Origin of the sequence: Methylobacterium sp. E-046 (assembly GCF_022829625.1) — a bacterium.
In the GTDB taxonomy this organism is placed as follows: Bacteria; Pseudomonadota; Alphaproteobacteria; order Rhizobiales; family Beijerinckiaceae; genus Methylobacterium; species Methylobacterium longum.
Genome location: NZ_JAKSYP010000074.1, coordinates 124,255 through 149,687, shown reverse-complemented (window position 1 = coordinate 149,687; position 25,433 = coordinate 124,255). Strand labels below are relative to the sequence as shown.

Here is a 25,433-nt window from a genome sequence, read left to right as displayed (position 1 = left end):
GTCCGATCTGCGCCACGTCAAGGTGAACACCGGCTTCCTGGAGATGACAGGCTTCACCCGCGATGCCGTGATCGGACTCAGCGTCTACGAGGTCCACGTGCTGGCCGAGGCGCGCAACCGCGCCCTCGGGAGCGCCCGCCTCAAGGAGGGCAGCCCGATCCCGCAGATGGAGGCGTGCCTCGGCCTGCCGGAGGGCGGAAGCCGGTTCGTCATCGTGGCCGGCCAGCCCATCGACATGGGCGACGAGCCCTGCATGCTGTTCACCTTCGCCGACCTCGAACTGCGCCGGAAGGCCGAGACGGCGCTGCGTCAGAGCGAGGCGCGCTTCGCTAAGGCGTTCCGCCTGACTCCGGTCCCGACCGTGCTCGCCCGGGGCAGGGACTTCCATGTCACGGGCATCAACGAGGCCTTCACCCGGGTCTTCGGCCTGGGCGAGGACCGGGTCATCGGCCGCAGCCTGGCCGAGGCCGGGCTTTGGGTGAACGATCGGCAGCGCATGGACGTCGAGGCCGCCATGAACCGGCACGGCTACCTGCACGGCGCCGAGGTGTGCCTGCGGCACGAGGACGGGGCGAGCCTCGATTGCCTGGTCTCGGCCGAGCGCATCGAGATCGAGGACGATCCGTTCGTGCTGCTGGTGATGCAGGACATCACCGACCGCAAGCACACCGAGCGCGAGCTGTTCGACGCCCTCGAGGCCGTGATGGCCGACACGTCCTGGTTCAGCCGCGGCCTGATCGAGAAGCTCGCCAACCTGCGCCGGCCGGAGGCGGGACGACCGGATGCCTGCGCCCTCAACCTGACGGTTCGCGAACGGCAGATCCTGACCCTCATCTGCTCGGGGCTCGACGACGACGCCATCGCCCGCAAGCTCGGATTGTCGCGCAACACGGTCCGCAATCACGGCGCCGCCCTCCACCGCAAACTCGGCGTCCACAAGCGCAGCGAGGCAATCGTCTGGGGGCGAGAAAACGGTTTTCCGCTGCAATCATCAGGAAAAAATTGATCATGATACCGGTATATTTATCTCATTGATCCCGGAGCCTGCCGCATCATCTCGAAATCGGTCCCGGGTTTTCTCGAACACGACGGAGCACCCATGACCGAAGACAGCACCGCGCCCCCCACCGATCATCGCAAGGGCTCGATCAAGGAAGCACTCGGCAAGCTCACCGGCGACGTCCGGATCGAGGCCGAGGGGCGGCGGCAGAAACGTCAGGCCCGCGCCGCCCGGGGCACCGGAACCAAGCCCGCCGGCTCGGACCGGGACTGACGACATTCCGCGGGGTGCCTCAAGGACGAGGCGCGCTCCCGCCCTTCACGACACGAGGAGAACGACATGGTCGACACGGATCGGATCACGGGCGCCGCGCAGGCGCTGGGCGGCAAGCTGCAGGGCGCGGTCGGCGACCTGACCGGCTCGCGGCGGGACTCGGTCGAGGGCCGCGCCCGGGAGGCGGCCGGGCAGGCCGAGAACCTCTACGGCCAGGCCAAGGACACGGCCCGCGACGCCGCCGAGCACGTCGCCGACACCGCGCGCGACCTCGGCGGCCGGATCCGCGACACGGTCGGCGGCCTCGTCGGGTCCGACGACGTCGAGCAGCGCGCCCGCCGGGCCGCGCACGACGGGTACGAGTCCGCCTCCGACTTCGCCGAGGACGCCTACGCCCGCAGCCGCCACGCCCTGCGCCGCGGCTCCCACGAGGTCGGCGATCAGGTCGCCGCGTACCCGCTGGCCTCCCTGCTCGTCGCCGGCGCCGTCGGCTTCGGCCTCGGCCTCCTCGTCAGCGCCAGCCGCGACTGAGCCGGCCGGCCCCGACCGGGCCCATGAACAACCCTACGAACGACCCGCCAACCGGAGTGACAGCGTGACCATCCAGACGACCACATCCCCCCTCGCCACGGGCGCGGCCCAGGCCGACACGCGCGCGATGCTGCTCAACGAGGTCTCGTGGGGCGCCATCTTCGCCGGCGCGGTCACCGCCCTGGTGACGCAGGTGATCGTCAACCTCGTGGGCGTCGGGGTCGGCCTGGCCTCGGTCGGCACCACGGCGGCCGACACCCCGTCCGCGGCCACGGCCTCGATGGGCGCGGGCCTCTGGTTCGTGGCCTCGGGCATCGTCGCCTCGCTGGCCGGCGGCGTCATCGCCGGCCGGCTGTCGGGCAAGCCGCTGCCCGGAGCCGCCGCCCTGCACGGGCTGGTGTCGTGGGCGGTGACCACGCTGGTGGTGCTCTACCTGCTCACCTCGGCGGCCGGCGGCCTCGTCGGCGGCACGCTGAGCACGGTCTCGGGGGCGCTGGGCGGGGCGGGCAGCCTGGTCGGCGGCACCGTGCAGACCGCCGCCCAGGCGGCGGCGCCGTCGCTGTCGAAGATCTCGAACCCGCTGGACGGCATCGAGCAGCGGGTGCGCGAGCAGTCCGCCGGCCAGGATCCGCAGGCGGCCCGGGACGCGGCGGTGGCGGCGGTGCGGGCGGTGCTGACCGGCGACGCGGCCCAGAAGGAGCAGGCCAAGAGCCGCGCCGCCGACGCGCTGGCCCGGGCCCAGGGCACCTCGCCCGACCAGGCCAAGGCGCAGATCGACGACTACCAGAAGCAGTACGAGCAGGCGGTGGCCACCGCCAAGCAGAAGGCCGAGGCCGCGGCCGTGACTGCGAAGTCGGCGGCCACGCAGGGCGCGTTCTACGCCGCGCTGGCTCTGCTCTTGGGCGGGCTGGCCGCGTTCCTGGGCGGGCGCCTGGGCGCGCCGAAGCCGGTGACGCTGCTGGGCGCCTACGAGACCCGCCGCGCCTGACGCCGCCGTCCTCGGCGCCATCCTCGGCGCCATCCTCGGTCCCCGCCGCCGGCGGGGGCCATCCCCGGCCGGGAGACCGGCCCCCCACCCGCGCAGCAGGAGCACACGATGAGCAGCACGACGGACAAGCTCAAGGGCCTGGCCAACGAGGCGGTCGGCAACGTCAAGCAGGCGGCCGGCCGGGTGACCGGCAACGACCGGCTGGTGGCCGAGGGCCAGGCGCAGGAGCTGAAGGGCGAGGCGCAGAAGACGGTCGGCGACGTCAAGGACGGCGCCAAGTCCCTGGCCGAGACCGTCACCGGACGGCGCTGAGCGCGCCCCGACGGCGCCGGTCGCGCCGGCGCTGTCCCGGCCGCGCCGCGACCCTGGCGGCGGCACCGGGCGGACCGGTGCCGCCCTGCGTGGCGGCGGCTCACCCACCCGCGCCAGAGTGATCCTTGCGAGTGATCCTTGCGAGCGTGCCTCGCGATTGTGCCTTGCGATCACGGTGATTGAGGCGATTGTCTTCGCCGTCACGCAGCCTGCAGGGAGCACACGATGACAGATCTCGCCGGGAAAACGGTCCTGATCACGGCGGCCGCGCAGGGAATTGGGCGTGCCAGCGCGCTCGCCTTCGCGCGGGCCGGTGCCCGGGTTCACGCCACCGACGTCAACGCGGCGGCGCTGGGCGACCTGCGCGCCGACAACCTCCAAACCGCGATCCTCGACGTTCTGGATGCCGGCGCCGTCACCACGTGCGTGAACCGGATCGGTCCGGTGGACGTGCTGTTCAACTGCGCCGGCGTGGTCCATGGCGGGACCATCCTGGAGATGCCCGATGCCGACCTCGACGTCGCCATCGACCTCAACGTCAAGGCGATGATCCGCACGATCCGCGCGGTGCTGCCCGGCATGATCGAGCGGCGGGACGGCGCCATCATCAACATGGCCTCGGTCGCCTCCTCGGTGAAGGGCGTGCCGAACCGCTTCGCGTACGGGCTCACCAAGGCGGCCGTGATCGGGCTCACCAAGGCGGTGGCGGCCGATTACGTCGCCCACAACATCCGCTGCAACGCGATCTGCCCTGGAACCGTGGAGAGCCCGTCGCTGCAGGAGCGCATCCGCGCGCAGGGCGACTACGAGCAGACCCGCGCGGCCTTCATCGCGCGGCAGCCGATCGGGCGGCTCGGAACGCCGGAAGAGATCGCCGACCTCGCCGTCTACCTGGCGGGGGCGACCTACACCACCGGTCAGGCCGTCACCATCGACGGCGGCTGGACCATCTGAACCCGACGGTACGGCGCCGCCGTCGTCGCCCTGCAGGGTCTCAGAACCGGGCGACGAGGCCGACGCCGCCGATCATCAGGGCGCCGCCGAGGAGGCGCCACAGGCCGGCCGGGTGGACCTTGAAGCCGACGAGGCCGAAATGGTCGAGCAGGATCGAGGTGACCACGCCGGCCGTGACGATCAGGCCGAGGAAGGTGGCGGCCCCGATCTCCTTCGAGAGGTAGAGCTGCGCCGCCGCGAGAACCGCGCTCATCAGGCCGCCGAGCCAGGCCCACCAGGGGACCTGCGCGAGGCGGTCCATCCCCGGCAGCCCGTACCGTCCCGTTACGAGCATGATCACCACGAACGCGCCGATGCTGACGGCGAGGCTCACCACGCCCGCCAGCAGGGGCCGCGCGAGGGATTTGGCGAGGGCCGCATTCTGGCCCGGTTCGACCGCGCTGGCGAGCCCCGCCAGCAAGGCGATGCCGTAGAGGAAGAGCATGATCGCATCCTGTCGGGTGGGGGTTGGGATCGGCGGCCGGACCCGTCAGAAGCCCGCCACCAGGGCGACGCCCGCGATCATCAGGATGCCGCCGAGGACGCGCCAGCGGCTCGCGCTGTGGCGTGCGAAGCCGACGAGACCGTAATGATCGAGGGCGATCGAGCCGATCACGCCCGCCGTGATGACGCAGCCCAGGAACGGCGCCGCCCCGACCTGCTCGGAGACGTAGAGCTGTGCCAGGACGACCGCCGCGCCGAGGATGCCGCCGGGCCACGCCCACCGCGGGACGGGAGTCGCCTCGCCGGTGGACGGCCGGTCGCGCCACCGGACCACCGCCATGACGCCCAGGAAGCAGAGGATCGCCACCGCGAAGCAGAACACCCCCGCCAGCATCGGCTGGCCGGTGACCTTGGCCAGGGTCGCGTTCTGGCCGGGTTCGATGGCGTTGGCGACGCCGGCCAGCAGGGCGAAGCCGTAGAGGTACCACTTGGACACGGTGAGGGATCCCGGCGCGTGACGTGACGGGCGCGCAGGCTGAACCCGGCGCGGGCGGTCTGCGGGGAACCCGCCGGGTCGGCCGGTGACTGCATCACATCGGCGGCATGACCCAGGGACAGATCGACTCAGGCCCTCCGGCCGGACACGTCGTCGGGTCGCGGGAAAGGTTTCGGCCTCCGGGCGGTTTGCGTACGGCAACCCGAGTGAGCGATGGACGCGCGAAGCCCGACGACCAAGCCGACGGGCCAGGACCGTCCGGCCGAACTGACACTGCGCGGCATCGTGCTCGGGGCGGGCATCACCGTCATCTTCATGGCCGCCAACCTCTACATGGGGCTGAAGACCGGGATGACGTTCTCGTCGTCGATCCCGGCCGCGATGATCTCGATGGGCGCGTTCCGGCTGATGGGCGGCGCCGGCCTCCTCGAGAACAACATCGTGCAGACGCAGGCCTCGGCGGCGGGAACGCTCTGCAATGTCATTCTCGCCCTGCCCGGCCTCGTCCTGATCGGGCACTGGCAGGGCTTCCCCTTCTGGCAGACCACGGCCGTCTGCATGCTGGGCGGCCTGCTCGGCGTCGCCTTCTCGATCCCCCTCCGTCGGGCCCTCGTCTCCGGCAGCGATCTTCCCTATCCGGAGGGTGTGGCCGCCGCCGAGGTGCTCAAGACCGGCCAGGAAGAGGAGGGGAGCCACGGCCTGCGCGACCTGCTCGCCGCCGCAGCGGCGGCGGGGACGATCGGCCTCGCCACCAGCGGGCTGCGGATCCTGGGCGACGGCCTGAACGGTGCGATCAGCCTCGGCGGCGCCGTGTTCCGCACCGGGACGGGCTTCTCGCTGGCGCTGGTCGGCGTCGGCTACCTCGTCGGCATCGGCGCCTGCCTCGCGCTGCTGACCGGGGTCCTGATCGCCTGGGGGATCGCCGTGCCGGTGCTGACGGCCCTGTCGCCCGATTCCGCCAAGTCCGCCGGTGAGGCTGCGGAGGCGATCTGGTCCGGGCAGGTGCGCCTCATGGGGGCCGGCATCATCGCGGTGGGCGGTCTCTGGACGGTGGGATCGCTGGCGCGCCCGATCCTGAAAAGCATCCGCTCGGCGTTGTCCGGAAGCGGCGGCCTCGGCAAGGATCATCCCCGCGAGGAGCGCGACCTGCCGATCACCTGGGTCGCCGCCGCGACGCTGGCCCTGTGCGCGCCGCTGGCGATCCTGTTCGGGTATTTTGCCAAGCCAGCCGATCTCGGCGGCCTGACGGTGGTGCTGGCCATCGCCGCGACCCTGTTCACGATCCTGTTCGGCTTCCTGATGGCGGCCGCCTGCGGCTACCTCGCGGGCCTGCTCGGGTCGTCGTCGAGCCCGATCTCGGGAATCGGGATCCTGACCACGATGGCGACCGCGCTGCTCCTGCCCTTCATCCTCGGGCATTCCGCCGGACCGGAAGGCGACCGGTTCGTCACCGGCATGGCGCTGCTGCTGACCGCCGTGGTCATCACGACCTCCTCCATCGCGAACGACAACCTGCAGGACCTGAAGACCGGCCAGGTCCTCGGCGCCACGCCCTGGCACCAGCAGGTCGCGCTCATCATCGGCGTCGGGGTGGGCGCCGTGGTGATCGCCCCGCTCCTGTCGCTGCTCTACGAGGCCTACGGCTTCGTCGGCGCGCCCGCACGCGACGGGCAGGATGCGGGAAGCGCCATGGCGGCGCCCCAGGCGGCCCTGATGACCCAGATCGCCAACGGCATCACGCACAGCGAACTGCCGTGGAACATGGTGCTGATCGGTGCGGGACTCGGCGTGATCCTGGTGGCCGCGGAAACATGGCTGAAGCGGCGCAACCTCACCTTCCCGGCGCTGACGGTCGGCATCGGCATGTACCTGCCGCTGTCGGTGGAGGTGACGATCGCCATCGGCGGCATCCTCGCCTGGGTCGCCGAGCGCCGGCTGCGCGCCCGGGTCGGTGGCAAGGGTGACGCGCGGGCCGCCGACAAGGCTCTGGGGGCGGCGCGGCGCCGCGGCGTGCTGCTGGCCTCGGGCTTCCTCGTCGGTGAGAGTTGCGTCGGCGTGTTGCTCGCCGGGACCGATCTCCTGGCCGGCCACAGCGCGGCGCTGGCCATCGTGGGCAAGGATTTCGCCCCCTACGCCACGGGGCTCGGCCTCGCGGTCTTCCTGGCGGGCCTCGCGGTCTATCACCGGATGGTCTCTGTCCCGGGCGAGGCACCGCGAAGGGGTTAGGGATCCATCGGGGTCCCGGGCGGGTTTCCGCCTCGGGGCCCCAGCACAGTCCGAAAGGCAGTCGAGGAGCGGTCCGAGCGCGGTGGGGTAATTCCGCCCCGCCCTGCTGATCGGTCCCGCGCCGCCCTGGATTGCCGCGCGATCCCGGGAATGAAACCCTCGACCTCCGTCATCCTGATCGTCCGGAGCCGGATTTGCGCATGGAAGCGGCCGAAGCCCGAGAGCGCGTCTTTCCCTTGAGCGCCGGCATCCTGTTCGGACTCGGGCTGGGCGGCTTCTTCGACGGGATCGTGCTCCATCAGGTGCTGCAATGGCACCACATGCTGAGCAGCTGGTACCCGATCGACACGATCGCGAACCTCGAGCTGAACACCCGCTGGGACGGCATCTTCCACAGCGCGACCTACGTCTTCGTCGTGCTGGGACTGTTCCTCCTCTGGCGAACCGCACACCGCGCACATCTCTACTGGTCCAACAAGCTGCTGATCGGGTCGCTGCTGATCGGCTGGGGCCTGTTCAACCTCGTCGAGGGCGTGATCGACCACGAGATTCTCGGCGTGCACCACGTCAACGAGTCGTTGCCGCGGACGCAGTGGATCTACTGGGACATCGGCTTCCTGCTCTGGGGCGGCGCCATGCTGGCGGCGGGGCTGGGCCTCGTGCAGGTCGGCCGGGCGGAGGAGGCGGCGATGGCGCGGGCCTCGGTTTGAGGGCCGGCCCGGATCGCCGGTCCGTCCTGCCCTGGCTCATCCTCACGGCCGGCCTGACCCTCGCAACCCTCCCGGCGTGGCGACCGCTCCTCTTCGGCTCGGCCCTGACCCTCGAAGACCTTCTCAGCCTGCGTTGCCTGTCGCGCTGAACCGCGCCGCCCTGTCGAAGGGGTTGGCCCCTGCGCGGCGGCCGATCTCGGAGCCGGCTCGGGAAGCGGCGCGCACGTCCAGGATTCGGCGGCCAGGTCCGGATCGAGGTCCGAGGTCGGCGCGTCGCGCAGCAGCAGGCGCGGGGAGGGGGCGCACGGGCACTGGTCGGACGCGCCAGGAGGCGCGATGATCGGGTCCGCACCGTTCGGCGCAGGTCCGTCGCGTGCTCAGACTCGGGCACGTCACGGCCGCGGTTGCGAATCGTCCGCGGAGATGCACGATCGCGGCAGAAGGACTGCCCATGACCTCACCCGCCCAAGCCTATCGCGGCGTCTTCCCAGTCGCCCCCACGGTGTTCGATGCCTCCGGCGCCCTCGACCTCGACGGGCAGCGCCGGGCGATCGACTTCATGATCGACGCGGGCAGCCAGGGCCTGTGCATCCTCGCCAATTTCTCGGAGCAGTTCGTCCTCACCGACGACGAGCGCGAGACCGTGATGCACGCGGTGCTCGACCACGTGGCGGGCCGGGTGCCGGTGATCGTCACGACGACGCACTTCGCCACGCAGGTCTGCGCCGAGCGCTCGCGCCGGGCGCAAGCGGCCGGAGCGGCCATGGTGATGGTGATGCCGCCCTATCACGGCGCCACGATCCGCGTGCCGGATCTCGGTATCTACGACTTCTTCCGCGGCGTCTCCGACGCGATCGCGATCCCGATCATGATCCAGGACGCGCCCGTGGCGGGAACGCCGCTCTCGGCGGCCTTCCTCGCCCGCATGGCCCGCGAGATCGAGCACGTCGCCTACTTCAAGATCGAGACCGCGGGCGCGGCGGGCAAGCTCCGCGAGCTGATCGCGCTGGGCGGCGACGCCGTGGTGGGTCCGTGGGACGGCGAGGAGGCGATCACCCTGATGGCCGACCTCGATGCCGGCGCCACGGGGGCGATGACCGGCGGCGCCTACCCGGACGGGATCCGGCAGATCACCGATGCCTACGCGGCGGGCCGGCGGGACGCCGCGATGGACGCCTACGCGCGCTGGCTGCCGCTGATCAACTACGAGAACCGGCAATGCGGGCTGCTCGCCTGCAAGGCCCTGATGCGGGAGGGCGGCGTGATCGCCCACGAGACCGCGCGGCTGCCGATCCAGCCGCTGCACCCGGCGACCCGCTCGGGCCTGATCGAGCTGGCCCGCCGGAACGACGCGCTGGTGCTGCGCTGGGGACGGTGAGGCGGTTTCAGCCCGCGCGGCGCAGGACGGCCGAGAGGCGCTCCACCGCCTCCCGCGCCAGCGCCGGGCTGATGGCGAAGCAGATCCGCACCAGACCCTCGCCCTCCGGTCCGAACGCGGTGCCGGGCGCCACCCCGACCTTCGCCTCCCGCAGCAGCCGAAGCGCCAGGTCGAGGCTGGGCTCGTCGCCGCCCATCCGGGCCATGAGGTAGAACGCCCCGTCCGGCGGCGCGGCGGTGACGCCCGGCAGGCCCGACAGCCCGTCCACCAGGATCGTGCGGGCCTCGGCGCAGCGGTCCACCATGGTGCGGATGAAGCCGTCGCCCTCCGCGAGGGCCGCGATGCAGGCGTGCTGGACGAAGGTCGAGATCGAGGTGGTGCTGTACTGCCCGAGCTTCGCGAACGTGGGTGCGAGGCCGCGGGGATAGATCACCCAGCCGGCGCGCCAGCCGGTCATGGCCCAGTTCTTCGAGAAGGTGTTGGTCACGATCAGCCGGTCGTCCTCGGTGCAGATCTGCAGGAAGGACGGGGCGATCCGATTGCCGTAGGTGAAGTGCGCGTAGACCTCGTCCGACAGGATCCAGAGGCCGCGGTCGCGGGCGAGGTCGCGCAGGGCCGTCATCTCCGCGAGCGGCATCGTCCAGCCGGTCGGATTGGAGGGCGAGTTCACCATGATCACGCGGGTGCGCGCTGTGATCGCCGCCGCGATGTCGGCGAGCGGCAGGGCGAAGCGCCCGTCCGGCAGCCTGCGATAGGGGACCGCGACGGGCACGCCGCCGGCGATGCGCACCGCCTCGCGCAGGTTCGGCCAGGCGGGGGAGGGGATGATGATCTCGTCGCCCGGTTCCAGCAGAACCTGCGCGGCCTGCATGATGGCGTTCATCCCCCCCGCCGTCACGGCGAACCGGTCGGGCGGGATGTCCACGCCCCAGTGCCGCGCATGATAGGCGCCGAGCGCCTCCCGCAGGGCCGGAAGACCGAGCGAGGTCGTGTAGCGCGTATGCCCGTCCAGCATGGCGCGGTGCGCCGCCTCGACGATGAAGGGCGGGGTCGGCAGGTCACCCTCGCCGATCCACAGCTTCACGACCTCCGGGTCGTCGCGCCCGCGGTCCGCCACGAGGCCGATCTGGCTCGTGCCGACACCCCGGATCCGGGCCGACAGGGCGGCCGCGAGGTCGACGGCGGCGGGGCTTGAGGTTTGGGCCATGGGATGCGGGCGGTTCTCGTGGTGTGCTGGCACGGCCGATGGGCGCGCCTCGCGGCGCTGTTGCCCGGAGGGGCACCGTGCCTGCCGGGTCTCGGCTCGTTGGAATGGCCCCGACCCTGCCGCGTTCGGCTCCGCGCGTCCAGGCCCGAGGATCCTCGCGGGTGCGACGCTCGCCGCCGATGGACCAGAATTATCGACTTTTCAGAAATTTCTGAAATTGCTATAACGCGAGTCGCAACCGCTGGGCCGGAGGTCCGTCGTGCTCGCCAATCTCGATCCGCTGATCCTCGCCCGCGTGCAATTCGGGTTCACGGTGGCGTTCCACATCGTGTTCCCGGCCTTCTCGATCGGGCTGGCGAGCTTCCTCGCCGTCCTGGAGGGCCTGTGGCTCGCCACGGGGCGCCAGGTCTTCATGGACCTGTTCAAGTACTGGATTAAGATCTTCGCGATCGCCTTCGCCATGGGCGTCGTGTCGGGGCTGGTGATGTCCTACCAGTTCGGCACGAACTGGTCGGTCTTCTCCGACAAGACCGGCCCGGTGCTGGGCCCGATGATGGCCTACGAGGTGCTCTCGGCCTTCTTCCTGGAGGCGGGCTTCCTCGGGGTGATGCTGTTCGGGATGCGCAAGGTCGGGCCGCGGCTGCATTTCGCGGCGACGCTGATGGTGGCGTTCGGGACCTTCTTCTCGGCGTTCTGGATCCTGGCGGTGAATTCCTGGATGCAGACGCCGGCGGGCTACGGCACGAACGCCGAGGGCCAGTTCGTGCCGCTGGACTGGTGGGCGATCGTGTTCAACCCGTCCTTCCCGTTCCGCCTCGTCCACATGGTGCTGGCCGCCTACCTCACGACGGCCCTGGTGGTGGGTGCGGTCGGCGCGTGGCACCTGCTGCGCGACCGGGCCAACCCGGCCGCCCGGACGATGTTCTCGATGGCGATGTGGATGGCCGCCCTGGTTGCGCCCGTCCAGATCCTCGCCGGCGACGCGCACGGCCTCAACACCCTGGAGCACCAGCCCGCCAAGGTCATGGCCATGGAGGGCCACTTCCAGAGCCACCCGGACGGCGCGCCGCTGGTGCTGTTCGGCCTGCCCGATCAGGAGGCCGGCACCGTGCGCTACGCGGTCGAGATCCCGAAGCTGTCCTCGCTGGTGCTGCAGCACGCCCTGGACGCCCCGCTGAAGGGACTCGACAGCCTGCCGCGGTCGGAATGGCCGCCGGTGCCGATCGTGTTCTGGTCGTTCCGCATCATGGTCGGCCTCGGGATGCTGATGCTGCTCCTGGGCGGCGTGAGCCTCGTGGCCCGCTGGCGCGGGGCGCTCTACGCGTGGCGCCCGCTGCACCGCTTCGCGGTGGCGATGGGCCCGGCCGGCTTCGTGGCGGTGCTGGCCGGCTGGATCACCACCGAGGTCGGGCGCCAGCCCTACACGGTCTACGGCCTGCTGCGCACGGCGCAGTCCGCCTCGCCGCTCCAGGCGCCGGCGGTGGCGGCCTCGCTCACCGCCTTCGTGGTGATCTACTTCGCGGTCTTCGCCATGGGCACCGGCTACATCCTGCGCCTGATGGGCAAGCCCCCGCAGGCCGGCGAGAGCGGGATCGAGCCCGGCGCGCCGATCCGGACGGCGGGCATCACGCCCGCCCCGGCGATCGATCCCGACCGCCACCTCCAGCCGGCCGAGTGAGGAAGCCATGGCCTACAGTTTCGACCTCACGGTGGTGTGGGCGCTCGTCATCGCCTTCGCGGTCTTCGCCTACATCGTCATGGACGGCTTCGATCTCGGCATCGGACTCCTGTTCCCCGTCCTGAGGCCCGGCGCGGAGCGCGACACCGCCATGAACTCGGTCGCCCCGGTCTGGGACGGCAACGAGACCTGGCTGGTGCTGGGCGGCGGCGGCCTGTTCGCGGTCTTCCCCCTGGCCTACGCGGTGATCCTGCCGGCGCTCTACGCGCCCATCATCGCGATGCTGCTCGGGCTGATCTTCCGCGGCGTCGCCTTCGAGTTCCGCTGGCGCGATCCCCGCCACCGCGCCGCCTGGGACTTGGCCTTCGCGGGCGGCTCGCTGGTGGCGGCCCTAGCCCAGGGGATCACGCTGGGCGCGCTCCTGCAGGGCATCGCGGTCAACGGGCGCGCCTATGCCGGCGGCTGGTGGGACTGGCTCACGCCCTTCAGCCTCCTCGTCGGCGCGAGCCTGGTCGTCGGCTACGCGCTCCTCGGCGCGACTTGGCTGGTGATGCGCACCGAGGGCCTGCTCCAGATGCAGGCCCGGCGCTACGCCCTGCGCCTCACCGTGGCGACGGTCGCGGCCATCGCCCTCGTCAGCGCGGTGACGCCCTTCCTCCAGGGCCGCTACTACGAGCGCTGGCTGGCGATGCCGAACGTGCTGATCACCGCGCAGGTGCCGCTGCTGGTGGCGCTCGCGGCCTACGCCCTGTGGCGCACCCTGCGGGGCGGTGCCGAGCGGGCGCCCTTCCTGATCGCGCTGGGCCTGTTCGCCCTGACCTTCCTGGGACTGGGCATCAGCATCTTCCCCGACGTGGTGCCGGGCCGGATCACGATCTGGCAGGCGGCCGCCCCCGAGGCGAGCCAAGTGTTCCTGCTGGTAGGCGCCTCGGTCCTGATCCCGATCATCCTGATCTACACCGCGTATTCCTACTGGGTGTTTCGCGGGAAGGTCGACGCGCACGGGTACCACTGATGACGGACGCCACGGCTCTCCCCCTCTGGAAGCGTCTCGCGTGGTTCGCGGCGATCTGGGCGTCCAGCATCGTCGGCCTCGGATGCGTCGCGACGCTCCTCCGGTTCTGGCTCAAGAGCTGATAAGCCGGCACCGAACCCGGACCCCCGCGTCGGACCGTCACCGTGCATCTGCCTCCCCTCGTCCAGACCTTCGTGCTGCACTTCGGCGAGATGGGCTCGCGCTGGGGCATCAACCGGACCGTCGGGCAGATCTACGCCCTGCTGTTCGTCGCCGAGCGGCCGCTCAACGCCGACGAGATCGTCGAGCGCCTCGGCGTCTCGCGCTCCAACGTCAGCATGGGCCTCAAGGAGCTGCAGGCCTGGAACCTCGTGCGCCTCCAGCACGTGCCGGGGGACAGGCGGGACTATTTCGCGACGCCGGAGGATATCTGGCAGATCGTCCGCACGCTGGTCGAGGAACGCAAGAAGCGGGAGATCGACCCGACCCTGACCCTGCTGCGCGAACTCCTGATGCAGGAGGCCGGCACGGAGGGGGAGCGCCACGCTCAGGCCCGCCTCGGCGAGATGCACGACCTGTTCGAGCTCTTCGCCGGCTGGTACGCGGACGTGCGCCGCCTCGAGACGGAGCGCCTCGTCCAGCTTCTCACCCTCGGTTCCAAGGTCCAGAAGGTGCTGGAGGTGAAGGACCGTCTCGTCCGCCTGCCGGGGCGCATCGGCGGCCGAGCGGCGAAGTCGGACATCAAGCCGACGGATTGAGGACGGCGGCCCGACCCGCGCACGCGGCCGGCCGTCCTCCCTCGGACGCGGTGACGGCCGCGTCGCCGAAGCGGGTCGCGCCCCCTCGGGGCGGACCGCCCCCGTCAGGCGTCCGCGAGCACGCGCCGGTAGATCGCGACGAGGGCGGCGCCGACATGCTCGACATGGGCGCGCAGGGCCGCGGCCGCCTCGTCGATCCTCCGCGCCTCGCACAGGTCGAGGATCCGCCCGTGCTCCTGCTCGGCTCGCGCCATGTCGCCGACCGTCGAGAGCTGGAGCCGGGTCGGCCGGTCGCAGTCCTGAAGGAGCCCGGACAGGATGCTCAGCGAGCGCGGGCGCTGCGCGTGGCGAAGCAGGTCGAGGTGGAAGCGCCGGTTCAGCTCGCCCCAGCGGAGGACCTCGCCCCCGGCCAGCGTATCGCTGTAGGCACTGGCCACGGCGCGGAGCGCCTGGATGTCGGCGGGCGTCAGGTGCATCGCCGAGACGACCAGCAATTGCGGTTCGAGCTGCCCGCGGAGCTGGAAGATATCCTCCAGCTCTTCCAGCGACACGCCCGTCACCACCGCGCCGCGATGCGGCATGATCTTCACGAGGTTGTTCGCTTCGAGCTGCAGGAGGGCTTCCCGGACCGGGATCCGGCTGATGCCGAACTGCTCGGCCAGGGCGTCCTGGCGGAGCTGAACGCCCGGTGGCAGCTCCCCGTTCAGGATTCTCTGGCGCAGCGAATCCGCGACCGCGGCAGCCATCGTCTTGTGCCGCAGCCGGTCTGGCTCCGGTCTGGTGGGGACCGCTATGTCCATCGGGGCCTCAACGTCACCGTATGCATCTAGACATAACGTGAAGCTGCATGAAAGTCTTGTAGATCCGGCACGGATACGACTTTTTGAAACTTCAGGTTTAGCCGGGCGAGCACGTCAGGGACCGAGCCCTCGCAAGTTCCAGGCCCGGGCCGTCCCGCTGCCGGTCTCGCCTGCAAGACACGCGCGATGACGCAGGCCCCGACTGCCTCGGGCGTCCAACCGGACGAGACCCCGTCATAGCGTGGGCGCGGATCCGGCTGGGTCAACTGATCCGCGTCCGGTTCCGTGTGCGGCAAGCGCGTCGGACCGCTCCGCGGGATGGTTCGGCCCGGCCCACGGCGCCCGCGCGAGCGCCTGGCCGAGATAACCGATGAGCGCCGTCACGCGCGCGGGTCGGGGATCGCCGTGCGGGGTTACCAGATGCAGCGCGATCGGGGGCGGCGACCAGCCGGGCAGGGCCCGTTCCAGCCGGCCGGTTTCCAGATCGTCCCAGATCATGAAATCGGGCTGCAGCGCCAGTCCGAGGCCCGCCCGGAGCGCGGGTGCCAGCGCTTCGGCGTTGTTCGCCCGGAGCTGGCCCGCGGGTTGGACCACTGCTTCGACGCCGGCGGCGTCGATGAAGCGCCAGCGGTCGGGACTCGGCAGGTAGGCGTAGCCGAGGCAGGTGTGGCGGGCGAGATCGTCCGGATGCGTCGGGCGGCCGTGCCGGTCGAGGTAATCCGGGGTTGCCACCAGGGAGCGGCGGATCGCGCAGAGGCGGCGCGCCCGCAGGGACGAATCCGGCAGGGCGGCGATGCGCAGCCCGATGTCGAAGCCGCCGCCGACGAGGTCGACCACCGCGTCGGAGAGGTGCAGGTCCACCGCGACGGAGGGGTGCCGGGCCAGGAAATCCGGCAGCAGCGGCGCCACGTGCATCACGCCGAAGGTCATCGGGACGGCCAGCCGCACCAGTCCGCGCGGTTCGGCTGAGCCCGCCATCGCGAGCGCCTCGGCCGCCTCACCCTCCGCCAGGATGCGCGCGGCACCGTCCTTCGCGGCCTGCCCCGCCTCGGTGAGGGCGAGCTTACGCGACGTGCGGTTGAACAGCCGGGCGCCGATCCGAGCCTCCAGCCGCGCCACCGCCTTCGAGACGGTCCCCTTCGATAGCGCGAACTCCGCGGCGGCACGCCCGAAGGAGCCGGTCTCCACCACCTTGGCGAAGACAGCCCAGGCCTCGAAATCGGGCAGCCGCATGGGTCAATTCCAGAAACGATGGATTTCCATTGTTTCTATTTTATGGATCGGCGGCAAGGGGCACATTCCCGTCATCGGCAACGCGCCGCGCCTCTTGCGGCGGCCTCCCGGGAGACATCGCCATGGTTCAGACCGGCCTCCACCACGTCACGGCCTTCTCCGGCCCGGCCCTGCGCAACCTCGATTTCCACACCCGGATCCTCGGGCTGCGGCTGGTGAAGAAGACCGTCAACTTCGACGATCCGGGCACCTACCATCTGTATTACGGCGACGCCGCCGGACGGCCCGGCACGATCCTCACCTTCTTCCCCATCGAGCACGCGGCCCCGGGCCGCATCGGGGTGGGAGAGACGCAGGAGACCGCCTTCCGGGTACCCCGCGCCTCCATCGGCTGGTGGACCCACCGCCTGATCGAGAAGGGCGTCGCCCACGAGCCGCTCGTCCAAGTCTTCGGCGAGCCGACCCTGCGCTTCCGCGATCCGGACGGCATGATGCTCGCCCTGGTCGGGGTGGACATGGGCGCGGAGGGCGGGGACGCGGAGGGATGGGCCTCCAGCGAGGTTCCCGCCGAGCACGCCGTCCGTGGGCTGCACGGGGTGACGCTCCTCCTGGACAAGGCCGAGCCCACGGCCGCGATCCTCACGGAGGTGCTGGGTCTCGGGGAGGTCGCCCGCGAGGGCAACCTGATCCGCTTCGCGGGCAGCGCCGCGATCGGAGGGCTCGTGACCCTGCGGGCGGTGGGCGGCTTCCTCCGTGGCCGGCCGGGCGCCGGCTCGGTCCACCACATCGCGTTCCGGGCGGCGGACGACGCCGCGCAGGCCGCGATGGGTGAGAGGCTCACCGCCCGCGGCCTCCACGTCACCGAGCAGCGCGACCGGCAGTACTTCCGGTCGATCTACTTCCGCGAGCCCGGCGGCGTGCTGTTCGAGATCGCCACCGACGCGCCCGGCTTCGCGGTCGACGAGCCGGTGGAGGCCCTCGGCAGCGCCCTGAAGCTGCCCGCCGGCCTCGAGCCGCACCGGGCCGAGATCGAGGCCGTGCTGCCGAAGGTCGCCTGACCGTCGGGCCCGCCCCGCGCGAAGCGGGGCGGGCCCGCGATGTACCGCCAGGAGGATGCCATGACCCAGGACACCGTCGAGTTCATCCATCGCTTCGAGCCCGGCGCGGATGCCGCCAGGCCGCTGCTGCTCCTGCACGGGACGGGCGGCAACGAGACCGATCTTCTGCCGCTCGGCCGCATGGTCGCGCCGGGCGCCGCACTGCTCGCCCCGCGCGGGCCGGTGACCGAGAACGGCATGCCGCGCTTCTTCCGGCGCGTGGCCGAAGGCGTGTTCGACGAGGCGGACCTGCGCCGCCGCACCGGCGACCTCGCCGCCTTCGTGGCAGCGGCCCGGGAGCGTTACGGCCTCGGAGCACCCCTGGCACTGGGCTTCTCGAACGGCGCCAACATCGCCGCCTCGCTGCTGCTCTGGCCGGAGACCCTGGCGGGGGCTGTGCTGATCCGCCCGATGGTGCCGTTCGCCGAGCCGCCCGCAGCGGATCTCGCCGGCCGGCCTGTCCTGATCCTCTCCGGGGCGATGGACCCCATCGTGCCGGTGGAGAACGCCCGGCGCCTCGCTGCACAGCTCACCGCGTCCGGCGCGACCGTCGAGCACCGGATCCTGCCCGCCGGGCACGGCCTGTCGCAGGCCGAGGTCAGCGTCGCGGCCGGCTGGCTCCAGACCGCCGCGCTCCGGAGCGCGGCGTGAATTTCGCTTTCGACCCGCGTACAGGATGGAACATCATCATGATCTCCCCGAACCCGCCTGCCTCCACTGCCGCCGGCACGCGCGTCGCCGGCCTGTCCGCGACGGCCGGCCGCGTTCTACTGAGCGCGATCTTCCTGGTGAGTGGGGCCGGCAAGCTCGCCGCGCCCGGCGCGACGCTGGCCACGATCGAGGCCGCCGGCCTGCCGCTGCCGCCGGTCTCCTACGCGGCGGCCACGCTGGTGGAGATCGTCGGCGGCCTGCTGCTGATCGCCGGCTACCGCACCCGGCTCGTCGCGCTGATCCTGGCGGCCTTCGCCGTGGCGACCGCCGTGACCTTCCACGCGGCGCTGGGCGATCAGAACCAGATGTTCCACTTCCTGAAGAACCTCGCCATGGCCGGCGGCCTCCTGCAGGTCGCGGCCTTCGGGGGCGGCCCCTTCAGCCTGGACGATCGGCTCGGCCGGCGGTGACCGCAGGCGCCGTTCCGCCCGCGCCCTTCCCTGACTCCCGCCGGTTCCCTAAAGGCTGCAGCGGACCGCGGATCGCGGCCCATCACCCGCGGGACCCAGCATGCCGGCCACCGACGAACGCCTCGCCCTCGGGATCATCGGCGCGGGGATCATGGGCGAGCGCCTGCTCGACGCGATCCACGGGGCGCCGGACTCGCCCGTTCGCGTCGCGGCGATCTGGGATCCGGCCCCGGAGGCCCTGGCCCGCATCGCCGCGGCCTTCCCCGGCGTGCCGCGCGTGGCCGATGCCGCCGCCGTCGTGGCGGCGAGCGCCTGCGTGTACGTCGCGTCGCCGCCGGCCTCGCACCTCGCCCATGCCCGCGCCGCCCTGGAGGCGGGGCGAACCATCTTCTGCGAGAAGCCGCTCGCCATCGATCGCGCCGAGGCCCGCGCCTTCGTGGCGGCGGCCGGCGAGGCCGGCGCGGTGAACTTCCCCTTCGCCTCCTCGCCCGGGGTGGCGGCGCTGGAGCGCTGGATCGCGCACGGCGTCGTCGGGCAGGCCGAGCGGCTCGCCATCACGGTGGCCTTCGCGCGCTGGCCGCGCCCCTGGCAGGCCGATGCGGCCGGTTGGCTCGACGGGCGCGCCGAGGGCGGCTTCACCCGCGAGGTCGTCTCGCACTTCCTGTTCCTCGCCCGCCGCCTCCTCGGGCCGCTGCAGGGCCTCGAGGGACGCGTCGCTTTCCCGGAGTCCGGCCGGTCCGAGCGCGCCATCGACGTGACGCTCACGGCCGGCGGGGTCCCGGTGACCCTGACCGGACGGGTTGGCGGCACCGGGGCCGACGACCACAACACTTGGACGCTGGAGGGCGAGGCGGGCGCCGTCCGGCTGCGCGACTGGGCCATCGCCGAGCGCCGCGGGCCGGACGGGTCCTTCGCGCCGGAGCCGGACGCGATCCCCAACGAGCGGTTGCGGCCGATCACGCTGCGGCGCCAGCTCGACGGCGTCGTCCGGATGGCCCGCGGCCAGTCTCACCACCTCGCCACCTTCGCGGAGGCGCTCGACGTCCAGGAGGCGGTCGAAGGCATCCTGGCCCTGTGACGGCGGGCGCCCCGCCCGACCTCCGCTGAAGCCCTGCGCCGCCCCTGCGGGGGCCGCGCAGCAGGCCTGTGCCGTACCCGGAGATCCGAGGTCGCGCTGACCCGGGTCGCTTCGCTCGTGATGACGGGCATGGCCGCATCAACCTTGCGTCCGGAGGAACCCGATCAGACCTCCAGGAGATCGATCAGGAACGGGATCAGCGGCGCGTCCGCGGGGGGCATCGCGAGATCCCGCAGCGCCTTGGGGCGGACCCATTTCAGCGCCTGACCCTCCATCGGGCGCGGGGTGCCCGACCAGCGCCGACAGATGTAGAGCGGCATCAGCAGGTGGAAGTCCGAATAGGCGTGGCTGGCGAAGGTCAGGGGCGCCAGGCAGGGCTCCTCGACCCGGATACCGAGTTCCTCCGCCAGTTCCCGGATCAGCGTCGCCTCCGGGCGCTCGCCGGGTTCGACCTTGCCGCCGGGAAACTCCCACAGGCCGGCGAGCTGCTTGCCCGGCGGACGCTCGCTCACCAGCACCCGGCCGTCGGCGTCGACCAGGGCCACGGCGACCACCAGGAGGAGGCGCAGCGGCGGCTGTTCCGGCCCGCTCACGGCGTCACCGCGAAGGTGGCCGAGACCTCGGCGGACATCTCGATCGTGCCCGCCTCGATCGGGACGCGCCGTCCCTTCGCCGCCATGGGCGCCGGGAGCGCGCGGGCCATCATGGGCGTGGGCGCGGCGCCCGCGGTGCTCAGCGCGCAGAGTGGCCCGAGCTTGGCGCCCACCGCCTCGGCCATCGCCTCCGCCCGGGTTCGCGCATCCCGCGCCGCGGCGGTCTGGAGGGTCGATTCGGTCCTATCCGGATCGCGGAGCCCGAAGTTCACGCCGTCGATCCGGTTCGCCCCGGCGTCGAGGGCTTGGCGCAGGAGGTCGCCCAGGCGCCCCATGTCGCTGAGCCGGACGCTGACGAGGTTGCTGGCGCGGTAGCCGTCGGGCTCCTCCGCACTGGCCCCGCCGGGCCGCGTCACGGAGCGCGTGGCCGTCTGCAGCGTCACGGCAGCCGTGCCGATGTCGGCCGGCGGCACGCCGAGGGCCCGCGCCTGGGCCGAGACGCCGGCGACCGCCTTCGAGGCCGCATCGAGGGCGGCAGCCGCGGTCGCGCCGCGCGCCTCGATGCCCACCGTCACCTCGGCGAAGTCCGGCGCCCGCGCTTCCGCGGCCCGCCCGACGACGCTGATCTGGTGCCGGCACGCGGCGTCATCGGCCCGCGCCGTCGCCGCCAGCGCCGAGACGAGGATGGCTCCGACCAGGACGGCCCTCACGAGCGGTAATCCCCGTTGATCTCGATGTAGGCCTTGGTCAGGTCGCAGGTCCAGACGCGGGCGGTGCCGTCACCCAGGCCGAGATCGACCCGGATGCCGATCTCCGGCGCGCGCATCACGGCGCTCGCGGCGGCCTCGCTGTAAGCGGGGTCCCGTGCGCCCTCCACGGCCACCCGGACGTCCCCGAACCAGATCGCCAGCCGGTCCCGGTCGGCGGGCTCGCCGGCCTTGCCCACGGCCATCACCACGCGGCCCCAGTTGGCGTCCTCGCCCGCCACCGCGGTCTTGACCAGCGGCGAGTTGGCGATGGACATCGCGATGCGATGGGCCGAGGCGTCGCTCTCGGCGCCCGTGACCCGCACAGTGACGAACTTGCGCGCGCCCTCGCCGTCCTTGGCGACGAGCTGGGCCAGCTCGATCAGAAGGCTGTCCAGGGCCTCGCGGAAGCCGGAGAGGGCCGGGTCCGCGGGGTCGGACACCGTGGTGTTGCCGGCTTTGCCGGTGGCGAAGAGCATCAGGGTGTCGGAGGTGGACGTGTCGCCGTCCACGGTCACGCAGTTGAAGCTCGTCCGCGCCCCCGCCGACAGCAGGGCCTGCAGCACGTCCTGGGACAGAGCGGCATCCGTGAAGACGAAGGACAGCATCGTGGCCATGTCGGGCGCGATCATGCCGGCGCCTTTGGCGATGCCGTTGATCGTGACGCGCACCCCCGCGATCTCGGCGGTCCGGGTCGCCAGCTTCGGGAAGGTGTCGGTCGTCATGATGGCGCGGGCCGCCGCTTCCCAGGCGGCCGGCCCCGGTTCGGCCCGTTCCGCGCACGCCGCGAGCACGCCCTCGAATCGCTCCGCAGGGAGCGGCTCGCCGATTACGCCGGTGGAGGCAACGTACACCGCGCGCGAATCGCAGCCCGCCGCCGCCGCGGCGATCGCGACGGTGCGCGCCACGGCCTCGCGGCCGGCGCGCCCCGTGAAGGCATTGGCGTTGCCGGAATTCACCACCAGAGCCCGCGCCGCGCCGTCGGTCAGGGCTTCGCGGCACCAATCCACCGGCGCCGATGGGCATTTCGACCGGGTGAACACCCCGGCCGCCTTCGTGCCGTCCTCCAGGGCGACGTAGAGCACGTCGGTGCGGCCGCTGTAGCGGATGCCGGCCTGGGCGGTTGCGATGCGCACGCCCGGCACGGGCGGAAGCGTGGGGTTCGCCGTCGGCGCCAAGGGAGAGACGGGCGGGGATTTCGCGGACGACATCGGCTCGGGCTCCGGCAGCGCGCGGCGTGAGTCTCCGCGGCCGGCCGGTGTTGCCCGTGCACCCCCGGCGCCGTCAACCGCGCGCCCATCCGACGAACGCGTGATGCCGGCCTGCTTCGAAGCGGCGGACTTGCGCCCGGATTGTATCCCAGATTAGCATGCTGCATCGCAATGCCAGCGCGAAGTCGAGTGCGGAATGCCCCAAGCCGACATCGAGACTGACTCCGGCAAGCTTCCTCAGGGGAGCTGCTATCGGATCCAGGTTCTGGTGGTCGGCCGGCACAAACGCTGGCGCGATGAGGTGTCCGCGCAGGTCCGGATGCTGGGTTATCAGGTTACGGCCTGCGACCGCGGCGTGGACGCAATGACGGTCCTGGCCCTGGGACTGCCCGTCGACGTGCTGGTGGTGGACGCCGCCCTGCAGGGGGGACTGTGCTGCGCGCAGCTGGCGCTCGAAGCGCGCGCCCTGCGACCCGGCCTGCGCATCGTCCTCGCCAGCAATCCGGTCGATGCCCTCGACCGCAAAGCGACCATCGCGGTTCCCGACGCGCTTCTCGTCCCGCGGGACCAGTTCCAGAACGGTCTGATCGCCAGCACGATGCGCGAAGCCCTGGCCAATCGCGCCGCGTGAAGCGGTTTTCCAGCCCCTGCCGGGCTGCGCGCACTGCACTGTCGGGGTCTGAAGGGATTGCGGCGCGGACCCGCGCGGCGGCAGAGACGGTACTCGGCCGGCCCAATCCCGTCTGCCCGACGGCGCGTGGCGCGACGCTGGCGCGGGTTCGATGTGTCACGGTCATGCCGCGCCACGACCCAGGACAGGAGGACGGCCTCCGGCAGGGGACGCTTTCACGCGCGCCGGCCCGGGCTTCGATTGCGGTGTTGCAACCTCTCCGTCGGCCGGGATCGCGTCGCGGGCCCGACGCCTGGGAGGCAGCGCCGGTAAGACCGGGGGGCGGCCTGTGCAGGTGATGAACGTCCCGGGCGCGGTCGACGGCTTTCTGGATGACATCCGGGCCGCCAGTCGCAGATCGGCGGCACCGGCTCGAGACCGCGACCCTCCTCAGATCGCGGCGGCGGGATCCGTCTCGTCGCCGTCTCGCCCGCGGCGCTCGCGCGGGCGGCGATCCAGGAACGAGCGCCCCAACGCGCGCAGCGGCGCCGTGAGCCGACGGACGTCCTCCGCCCGCTCCATGATGCGCTCGCCGTTGCGGATCTCCTTGTCGAGCCGCGCCATGGTACGGGCCAGGGCCGGATCGTCGTCGTCGAGCCAGACCTGGGTCACACGGGCGAACGCGATCACCACACCCTGCAGTTTGAGCTGCCCGAGCGGCCCTTCCGTGTCGATCCCGGCGGCGGCCAGCATGTAGCGGTGCGAGTTCAGCATCACGCCGTTCATCGCCAGCATCGAGAGCGGTTCGCCGCGCAGTGCGTAGGCGATCCGGCGCAGGGCGGGCTTGTAGGGCTCCATGGCGTCGAGGCGGCGCATCAGCACGTCGAACAGGCGCTCGCGGGTCGGCTCTTCCTCAAGGCCTTCGAGATCCCCTTCCAAGACCTTGCGGTCGATGATCCGCGTCAGGCCGCCGAGCACGGCTCCCTTGGAGGGAAACAGGTCGCGAAGTTCCGCGAGGCTCAGGCCGGCTTCCCGGGCGATGTCACTGATCTCGATGTCGCTCCAGGGCTGTTCCGCCGCGAGTCGCATGAGGGCTTCGACGGCAGCCTCCCGGGGCGAGGGCTTAGCCGGGCTCTCGCTCCGGGCGGCGCTCTCCTGGGCCGCGCTTCCGTGTGCCGAAGCGTCCTGGATCATGTCGTCCTGGATCATGCCGTCCTGTGTCGTGTTCGCGCCAACGGTGCTCGCCTTGGAGGGGGTCGCAGCCTTCCGGATCCGCTTCGACGGGGTTTTGCTTTCGGTCATGAGTCTGTCGCCCGCTCCTGCCGGTCGTCGGCTCTCATGTAGGCGGGGCGGCGGCGAAGGGCAGGGCCGTCGCGCGGCCATGCCGCACGGACGGGTGTTCCCTCAGCCGGAGAGTTCTCCCGCCCGACGCTTGGCCGCCGCCACGGCTTCCCGCATCAGCGCGGCGAGTCCATCCGGTCGCATCAGGACGTCGAGGGCCGCCGCCGTCGTGCCGCCCGGCGAGGTGACGTCGCGGCGCAACTCTTCGGCCTCGGACGGGCTCGCCTCAAGGAGCGCGCCGGCGCCCGTAACGGTCGCCCGAGCCAAGGTGCGCGCCACCGCCGGGTCGAGTCCGGCGGCGATGCCGGCCTCGGCCAGCGCCTCCACGAGGAGAAAGACGTAGGCCGGACCGGAGCCCGAGACCGCCGTCACGGCATCAATCTGCGCCTCGTCGCCGAGCCAGGCAACGGCTCCGTTCGCGCTGAACAGAGCCTCCGCGGCGCCGCGCTGGTCGGGCGTGACCTCGGCGGACGCGTACGCGCCGGTGGCGCCCCGGCCGATGCTGGCCGGAAGGTTCGGCATCGCCCGGACGACGGCCCGTGCCCGCGGGAGCCGGTCGCGCAGGTCCGCGACGGTCTTGCCGGCCAGGATCGAGACGAGGAGCGTGTCACGCCCGATGAGCCGGTCGAGGCCGGTCGCGGCCGAGGCGAGGCCCTGCGGCTTGATCCCCAGGACCAGCACGGAGCAGGGCCCGGGATCCGGCGGGTTCAGGGCGATGCCGTCCCGCGCGCACAGATCGACGATCTCGCGGGCGGGCACGGGATCGATGAGGGTGGTGCGGCGCGGATCGAGCCCGGCCTCGAGCCATCCGGCCAGCATCGCCCCGCCCATCCTGCCGGCGCCGGCCAGCATCAGGGACGCGGGCATCCCTGCCCCGGAAGGGCCCGGCGCCGTCACGCCTCGCCTTCGGTCTCGAACAGCACGGCGTCCAGCGCCTCGCGGGCGCTCTTGCCGGCCCAGAGCACGAACTGGAAAGCCTGGAAGTACCGCTCGCAGGCGTCGACCGCGCTCTTCATCATGGTCGCGCATTGCGGATGGGTCGGGACGACCCCGCCGGTCAGGAGGAGGGCGTGACGGAACATCACCACGCTGTCGCTTGACCAGAGATCGAAATGGCCGACCCAGAGCTGCTCGTTGATCAGCGCGATCAGGCGCATCACTTCGGTCCGCTGCCGCTCCGGCACCTTCAGGTCGAACGCGCAGGCCACGTGCAGGGCCTCGACGTCTTCGATCCACGTGAAGGCGATGTTGTAGTCGGTCCACCGACCGGGGCTCGTGACCGACATCTCGTCGGTCTCGGCCCGGTCAAAGATCCAGTCGCGCAGGGACGCCAGACGCTCGACGACGTCGAGCGGATGCTCGTTCCGGTCCGGGTCGTGGAAGTCGACGTTGAGAAGCGGCATGACGATCCAAAAGGACGGCCTGGACATGTCCAGGCCCGAAGTGACGGTGACGCGAAACCGGAGCGAGAACGCTCCGAGAACTGGAACGACCGGCAGATCTGCACCGGAGGTGACGCGATCGACTGTCAAAGCTCCGCGGACATCGCCCCGCAGCCCCCGAATCACCCTATGCCCACTATAGACCGGCCGTG

General features: G+C 71.7%; 29 protein-coding genes. 18 read left to right on the top strand and 11 right to left on the bottom strand.

The features are described 5' to 3' along the window. From MKK82_RS05970 to MKK82_RS05945, 6 genes are all read left to right on the top strand, one after another. Window positions 1–1,006 (top strand): helix-turn-helix transcriptional regulator (locus MKK82_RS05970; protein ID WP_243984897.1); only part of this gene is annotated, 1,006 nt, incomplete at its 5' end. 93 nt (window positions 1,007–1,099) lie between these two features. Further along, window positions 1,100–1,273, top strand: a complete 174-nt coding sequence (locus MKK82_RS05965; protein WP_243984895.1) for a CsbD family protein — start codon at window positions 1,100–1,102, stop codon at window positions 1,271–1,273. A 66-nt stretch (window positions 1,274–1,339) separates the two neighbouring features. Then, window positions 1,340–1,804: a CsbD family protein gene (locus MKK82_RS05960; RefSeq protein WP_243984893.1), complete on the top strand. Its 465-nt coding sequence runs from the start codon at window positions 1,340–1,342 to the stop codon at window positions 1,802–1,804. Between the two features lie 127 nt (window positions 1,805–1,931). Further along, window positions 1,932–2,792, top strand: coding sequence for a PhnA-like protein (locus tag MKK82_RS05955; RefSeq protein WP_279602822.1), 861 nt, complete (start codon window positions 1,932–1,934; stop codon window positions 2,790–2,792). A 108-nt stretch (window positions 2,793–2,900) separates the two neighbouring features. Further along, window positions 2,901–3,104 carry a CsbD family protein gene (locus tag MKK82_RS05950; RefSeq protein ID WP_238294249.1) on the top strand — a complete coding sequence of 68 codons (204 nt, stop codon included), beginning with the start codon at window positions 2,901–2,903 and terminating at the stop codon, window positions 3,102–3,104. Window positions 3,105–3,329: 225 nt separating this feature from the next. Beyond that, complete coding sequence (locus tag MKK82_RS05945) at window positions 3,330–4,058, top strand: SDR family oxidoreductase (RefSeq protein WP_238287913.1); 729 nt, start codon at window positions 3,330–3,332, stop codon at window positions 4,056–4,058. Window positions 4,059–4,098: 40 nt separating this feature from the next. Here MKK82_RS05945 and MKK82_RS05940 read toward each other — a convergent pair whose 3' ends face one another. After that, window positions 4,099–4,542, bottom strand: coding sequence for a DMT family transporter (locus tag MKK82_RS05940; protein ID WP_238287911.1), 444 nt, complete (start codon window positions 4,540–4,542; stop codon window positions 4,099–4,101). A gap of 45 nt (window positions 4,543–4,587) precedes the next feature. Next, complete coding sequence (locus MKK82_RS05935; protein ID WP_238287910.1) at window positions 4,588–5,037, bottom strand: DMT family transporter; 450 nt, start codon at window positions 5,035–5,037, stop codon at window positions 4,588–4,590. A 213-nt stretch (window positions 5,038–5,250) separates the two neighbouring features. Here MKK82_RS05935 and MKK82_RS05930 point away from each other — a divergent pair, with 213 nt between their 5' ends. The 3 genes from MKK82_RS05930 (at window position 5,251) to MKK82_RS05920 (ending at window position 9,351) form a co-directional block, all read left to right on the top strand. Beyond that, on the top strand, window positions 5,251–7,263 hold the full coding sequence (locus tag MKK82_RS05930; protein ID WP_238287908.1) for an OPT family oligopeptide transporter: 2,013 nt from the start codon (window positions 5,251–5,253) through the stop codon (window positions 7,261–7,263). Window positions 7,264–7,463: 200 nt separating this feature from the next. Beyond that, window positions 7,464–7,973: a DUF2243 domain-containing protein gene (locus MKK82_RS05925; RefSeq protein ID WP_243984891.1), complete on the top strand. Its 510-nt coding sequence runs from the start codon at window positions 7,464–7,466 to the stop codon at window positions 7,971–7,973. Window positions 7,974–8,424: 451 nt separating this feature from the next. Next, the gene (locus tag MKK82_RS05920; protein WP_238287905.1) at window positions 8,425–9,351 is read left to right on the top strand and encodes a dihydrodipicolinate synthase family protein; all 927 of its coding nucleotides are present in this window, start codon (window positions 8,425–8,427) and stop codon (window positions 9,349–9,351) included. Between the two features lie 7 nt (window positions 9,352–9,358). Here MKK82_RS05920 and MKK82_RS05915 read toward each other — a convergent pair whose 3' ends face one another. Next, window positions 9,359–10,558: a pyridoxal phosphate-dependent aminotransferase gene (locus MKK82_RS05915; protein ID WP_238287904.1), complete on the bottom strand. Its 1,200-nt coding sequence runs from the start codon at window positions 10,556–10,558 to the stop codon at window positions 9,359–9,361. A gap of 259 nt (window positions 10,559–10,817) precedes the next feature. On the opposite strand from MKK82_RS05915, the gene MKK82_RS05910 reads away from it, so the two are divergent. Genes MKK82_RS05910 through MKK82_RS05895 form a run of 4 tightly spaced genes read left to right on the top strand, consistent with a single transcriptional unit; the run spans window position 10,818 to window position 14,009 of the window. Beyond that, window positions 10,818–12,236, top strand: coding sequence for a cytochrome ubiquinol oxidase subunit I (locus MKK82_RS05910; protein WP_238287903.1), 1,419 nt, complete (start codon window positions 10,818–10,820; stop codon window positions 12,234–12,236). A gap of 7 nt (window positions 12,237–12,243) precedes the next feature. Beyond that, window positions 12,244–13,251, top strand: a complete 1,008-nt coding sequence (cydB, locus tag MKK82_RS05905) for a cytochrome d ubiquinol oxidase subunit II (protein ID WP_238287902.1) — start codon at window positions 12,244–12,246, stop codon at window positions 13,249–13,251. Further along, window positions 13,251–13,373: a DUF2474 family protein gene (locus MKK82_RS05900; protein WP_238287901.1), complete on the top strand. Its 123-nt coding sequence runs from the start codon at window positions 13,251–13,253 to the stop codon at window positions 13,371–13,373. Before cydB ends, MKK82_RS05900 begins: the two co-directional genes overlap by 1 nt. Window positions 13,374–13,415: 42 nt before the next feature. Continuing rightward, window positions 13,416–14,009 (top strand): GbsR/MarR family transcriptional regulator, encoded by a 594-nt coding sequence (locus tag MKK82_RS05895; protein ID WP_238287899.1) that lies wholly within the window; start codon window positions 13,416–13,418, stop codon window positions 14,007–14,009. Window positions 14,010–14,113: 104 nt separating this feature from the next. Here the strand turns inward: MKK82_RS05895 and MKK82_RS05890 are convergent, their stop codons facing one another. Next, complete coding sequence (locus tag MKK82_RS05890; RefSeq protein ID WP_238287897.1) at window positions 14,114–14,755, bottom strand: GntR family transcriptional regulator; 642 nt, start codon at window positions 14,753–14,755, stop codon at window positions 14,114–14,116. A 288-nt stretch (window positions 14,756–15,043) separates the two neighbouring features. Beyond that, a complete protein-coding gene (locus MKK82_RS05885) occupies window positions 15,044–16,042 on the bottom strand; it encodes a LysR family transcriptional regulator (RefSeq protein WP_243984889.1) in 999 nt (332 codons plus the stop codon). 122 nt (window positions 16,043–16,164) lie between these two features. Between MKK82_RS05885 and MKK82_RS05880 the strand changes: the two genes are divergently transcribed. The 4 genes from MKK82_RS05880 (at window position 16,165) to MKK82_RS05865 (ending at window position 19,338) form a co-directional block, all read left to right on the top strand. Further along, a complete protein-coding gene (locus MKK82_RS05880; RefSeq protein WP_238287891.1) occupies window positions 16,165–17,100 on the top strand; it encodes a ring-cleaving dioxygenase in 936 nt (311 codons plus the stop codon). Window positions 17,101–17,160: 60 nt separating this feature from the next. Further along, entirely contained in the window at window positions 17,161–17,790 is a 630-nt protein-coding gene (locus MKK82_RS05875; protein ID WP_243984887.1) for an alpha/beta hydrolase, read from the top strand. Window positions 17,791–17,828: 38 nt separating this feature from the next. Beyond that, window positions 17,829–18,260, top strand: coding sequence for a DoxX family protein (locus MKK82_RS05870; protein ID WP_238287982.1), 432 nt, complete (start codon window positions 17,829–17,831; stop codon window positions 18,258–18,260). A 100-nt stretch (window positions 18,261–18,360) separates the two neighbouring features. Then, window positions 18,361–19,338: a Gfo/Idh/MocA family protein gene (locus MKK82_RS05865; protein WP_238287884.1), complete on the top strand. Its 978-nt coding sequence runs from the start codon at window positions 18,361–18,363 to the stop codon at window positions 19,336–19,338. 164 nt (window positions 19,339–19,502) lie between these two features. Here MKK82_RS05865 and MKK82_RS05860 read toward each other — a convergent pair whose 3' ends face one another. The 3 genes from MKK82_RS05860 to argJ are packed head-to-tail and all read right to left on the bottom strand — an operon-like array spanning window position 19,503 to window position 21,888. Beyond that, window positions 19,503–19,931, bottom strand: coding sequence for a (deoxy)nucleoside triphosphate pyrophosphohydrolase (locus tag MKK82_RS05860; protein ID WP_238287883.1), 429 nt, complete (start codon window positions 19,929–19,931; stop codon window positions 19,503–19,505). Next, window positions 19,928–20,641, bottom strand: a complete 714-nt coding sequence (locus MKK82_RS05855) for an SIMPL domain-containing protein (RefSeq protein ID WP_238287882.1) — start codon at window positions 20,639–20,641, stop codon at window positions 19,928–19,930. Before MKK82_RS05855 ends, MKK82_RS05860 begins: the two co-directional genes overlap by 4 nt. Beyond that, window positions 20,638–21,888 (bottom strand): bifunctional glutamate N-acetyltransferase/amino-acid acetyltransferase ArgJ, encoded by a 1,251-nt coding sequence (gene argJ, locus MKK82_RS05850; protein WP_238287880.1) that lies wholly within the window; start codon window positions 21,886–21,888, stop codon window positions 20,638–20,640. Before argJ ends, MKK82_RS05855 begins: the two co-directional genes overlap by 4 nt. A 196-nt stretch (window positions 21,889–22,084) precedes the next feature. Between argJ and MKK82_RS05845 the strand changes: the two genes are divergently transcribed. Continuing rightward, window positions 22,085–22,519 carry a histidine kinase gene (locus MKK82_RS05845; RefSeq protein WP_238287879.1) on the top strand — a complete coding sequence of 145 codons (435 nt, stop codon included), beginning with the start codon at window positions 22,085–22,087 and terminating at the stop codon, window positions 22,517–22,519. A 429-nt stretch (window positions 22,520–22,948) separates the two neighbouring features. Here MKK82_RS05845 and MKK82_RS05840 read toward each other — a convergent pair whose 3' ends face one another. The 3 genes from MKK82_RS05840 to MKK82_RS05830 all read right to left on the bottom strand — a co-directional run bounded on the left by MKK82_RS05840 (window position 22,949) and on the right by MKK82_RS05830 (window position 25,242). Further along, on the bottom strand, window positions 22,949–23,800 hold the full coding sequence (locus MKK82_RS05840) for a TetR/AcrR family transcriptional regulator (RefSeq protein WP_238287878.1): 852 nt from the start codon (window positions 23,798–23,800) through the stop codon (window positions 22,949–22,951). A gap of 102 nt (window positions 23,801–23,902) precedes the next feature. Further along, a complete protein-coding gene (proC, locus tag MKK82_RS05835) occupies window positions 23,903–24,706 on the bottom strand; it encodes a pyrroline-5-carboxylate reductase (RefSeq protein WP_238287877.1) in 804 nt (267 codons plus the stop codon). Between the two features lie 26 nt (window positions 24,707–24,732). After that, a complete protein-coding gene (locus tag MKK82_RS05830; RefSeq protein ID WP_238287876.1) occupies window positions 24,733–25,242 on the bottom strand; it encodes a YbjN domain-containing protein in 510 nt (169 codons plus the stop codon). Window positions 25,243–25,433 lie beyond the last annotated feature (191 nt).

Coding starts and splice junctions, on each gene's coding strand:
- MKK82_RS05945 (WP_238287913.1), top strand. CDS start 3,330: ATGACAGATCTCGCCGGGAAAACGGTCCTGATCACGGCGGCCGCGCAG.
- MKK82_RS05960 (WP_243984893.1), top strand. CDS start 1,340: ATGGTCGACACGGATCGGATCACGGGCGCCGCGCAGGCGCTGGGCGGC.
- proC (WP_238287877.1), bottom strand. CDS start 24,706: ATGCCCGCGTCCCTGATGCTGGCCGGCGCCGGCAGGATGGGCGGGGCG.
- argJ (WP_238287880.1), bottom strand. CDS start 21,888: ATGTCGTCCGCGAAATCCCCGCCCGTCTCTCCCTTGGCGCCGACGGCG.
- MKK82_RS05870 (WP_238287982.1), top strand. CDS start 17,829: ATGATCTCCCCGAACCCGCCTGCCTCCACTGCCGCCGGCACGCGCGTC.
- MKK82_RS05915 (WP_238287904.1), bottom strand. CDS start 10,558: ATGGCCCAAACCTCAAGCCCCGCCGCCGTCGACCTCGCGGCCGCCCTG.
- MKK82_RS05925 (WP_243984891.1), top strand. CDS start 7,464: ATGGAAGCGGCCGAAGCCCGAGAGCGCGTCTTTCCCTTGAGCGCCGGC.
- MKK82_RS05930 (WP_238287908.1), top strand. CDS start 5,251: ATGGACGCGCGAAGCCCGACGACCAAGCCGACGGGCCAGGACCGTCCG.
- MKK82_RS05920 (WP_238287905.1), top strand. CDS start 8,425: ATGACCTCACCCGCCCAAGCCTATCGCGGCGTCTTCCCAGTCGCCCCC.
- MKK82_RS05955 (WP_279602822.1), top strand. CDS start 1,932: ATGCTGCTCAACGAGGTCTCGTGGGGCGCCATCTTCGCCGGCGCGGTC.
- MKK82_RS05890 (WP_238287897.1), bottom strand. CDS start 14,755: ATGGCTGCCGCGGTCGCGGATTCGCTGCGCCAGAGAATCCTGAACGGG.
- MKK82_RS05965 (WP_243984895.1), top strand. CDS start 1,100: ATGACCGAAGACAGCACCGCGCCCCCCACCGATCATCGCAAGGGCTCG.
- MKK82_RS05950 (WP_238294249.1), top strand. CDS start 2,901: ATGAGCAGCACGACGGACAAGCTCAAGGGCCTGGCCAACGAGGCGGTC.
- MKK82_RS05900 (WP_238287901.1), top strand. CDS start 13,251: ATGACGGACGCCACGGCTCTCCCCCTCTGGAAGCGTCTCGCGTGGTTC.
- MKK82_RS05875 (WP_243984887.1), top strand. CDS start 17,161: ATGACCCAGGACACCGTCGAGTTCATCCATCGCTTCGAGCCCGGCGCG.
- MKK82_RS05880 (WP_238287891.1), top strand. CDS start 16,165: ATGGTTCAGACCGGCCTCCACCACGTCACGGCCTTCTCCGGCCCGGCC.
- MKK82_RS05830 (WP_238287876.1), bottom strand. CDS start 25,242: ATGCCGCTTCTCAACGTCGACTTCCACGACCCGGACCGGAACGAGCAT.
- MKK82_RS05840 (WP_238287878.1), bottom strand. CDS start 23,800: ATGACCGAAAGCAAAACCCCGTCGAAGCGGATCCGGAAGGCTGCGACC.
- MKK82_RS05940 (WP_238287911.1), bottom strand. CDS start 4,542: ATGCTCTTCCTCTACGGCATCGCCTTGCTGGCGGGGCTCGCCAGCGCG.
- MKK82_RS05885 (WP_243984889.1), bottom strand. CDS start 16,042: ATGCGGCTGCCCGATTTCGAGGCCTGGGCTGTCTTCGCCAAGGTGGTG.
- MKK82_RS05845 (WP_238287879.1), top strand. CDS start 22,085: ATGCCCCAAGCCGACATCGAGACTGACTCCGGCAAGCTTCCTCAGGGG.
- cydB (WP_238287902.1), top strand. CDS start 12,244: ATGGCCTACAGTTTCGACCTCACGGTGGTGTGGGCGCTCGTCATCGCC.
- MKK82_RS05865 (WP_238287884.1), top strand. CDS start 18,361: ATGCCGGCCACCGACGAACGCCTCGCCCTCGGGATCATCGGCGCGGGG.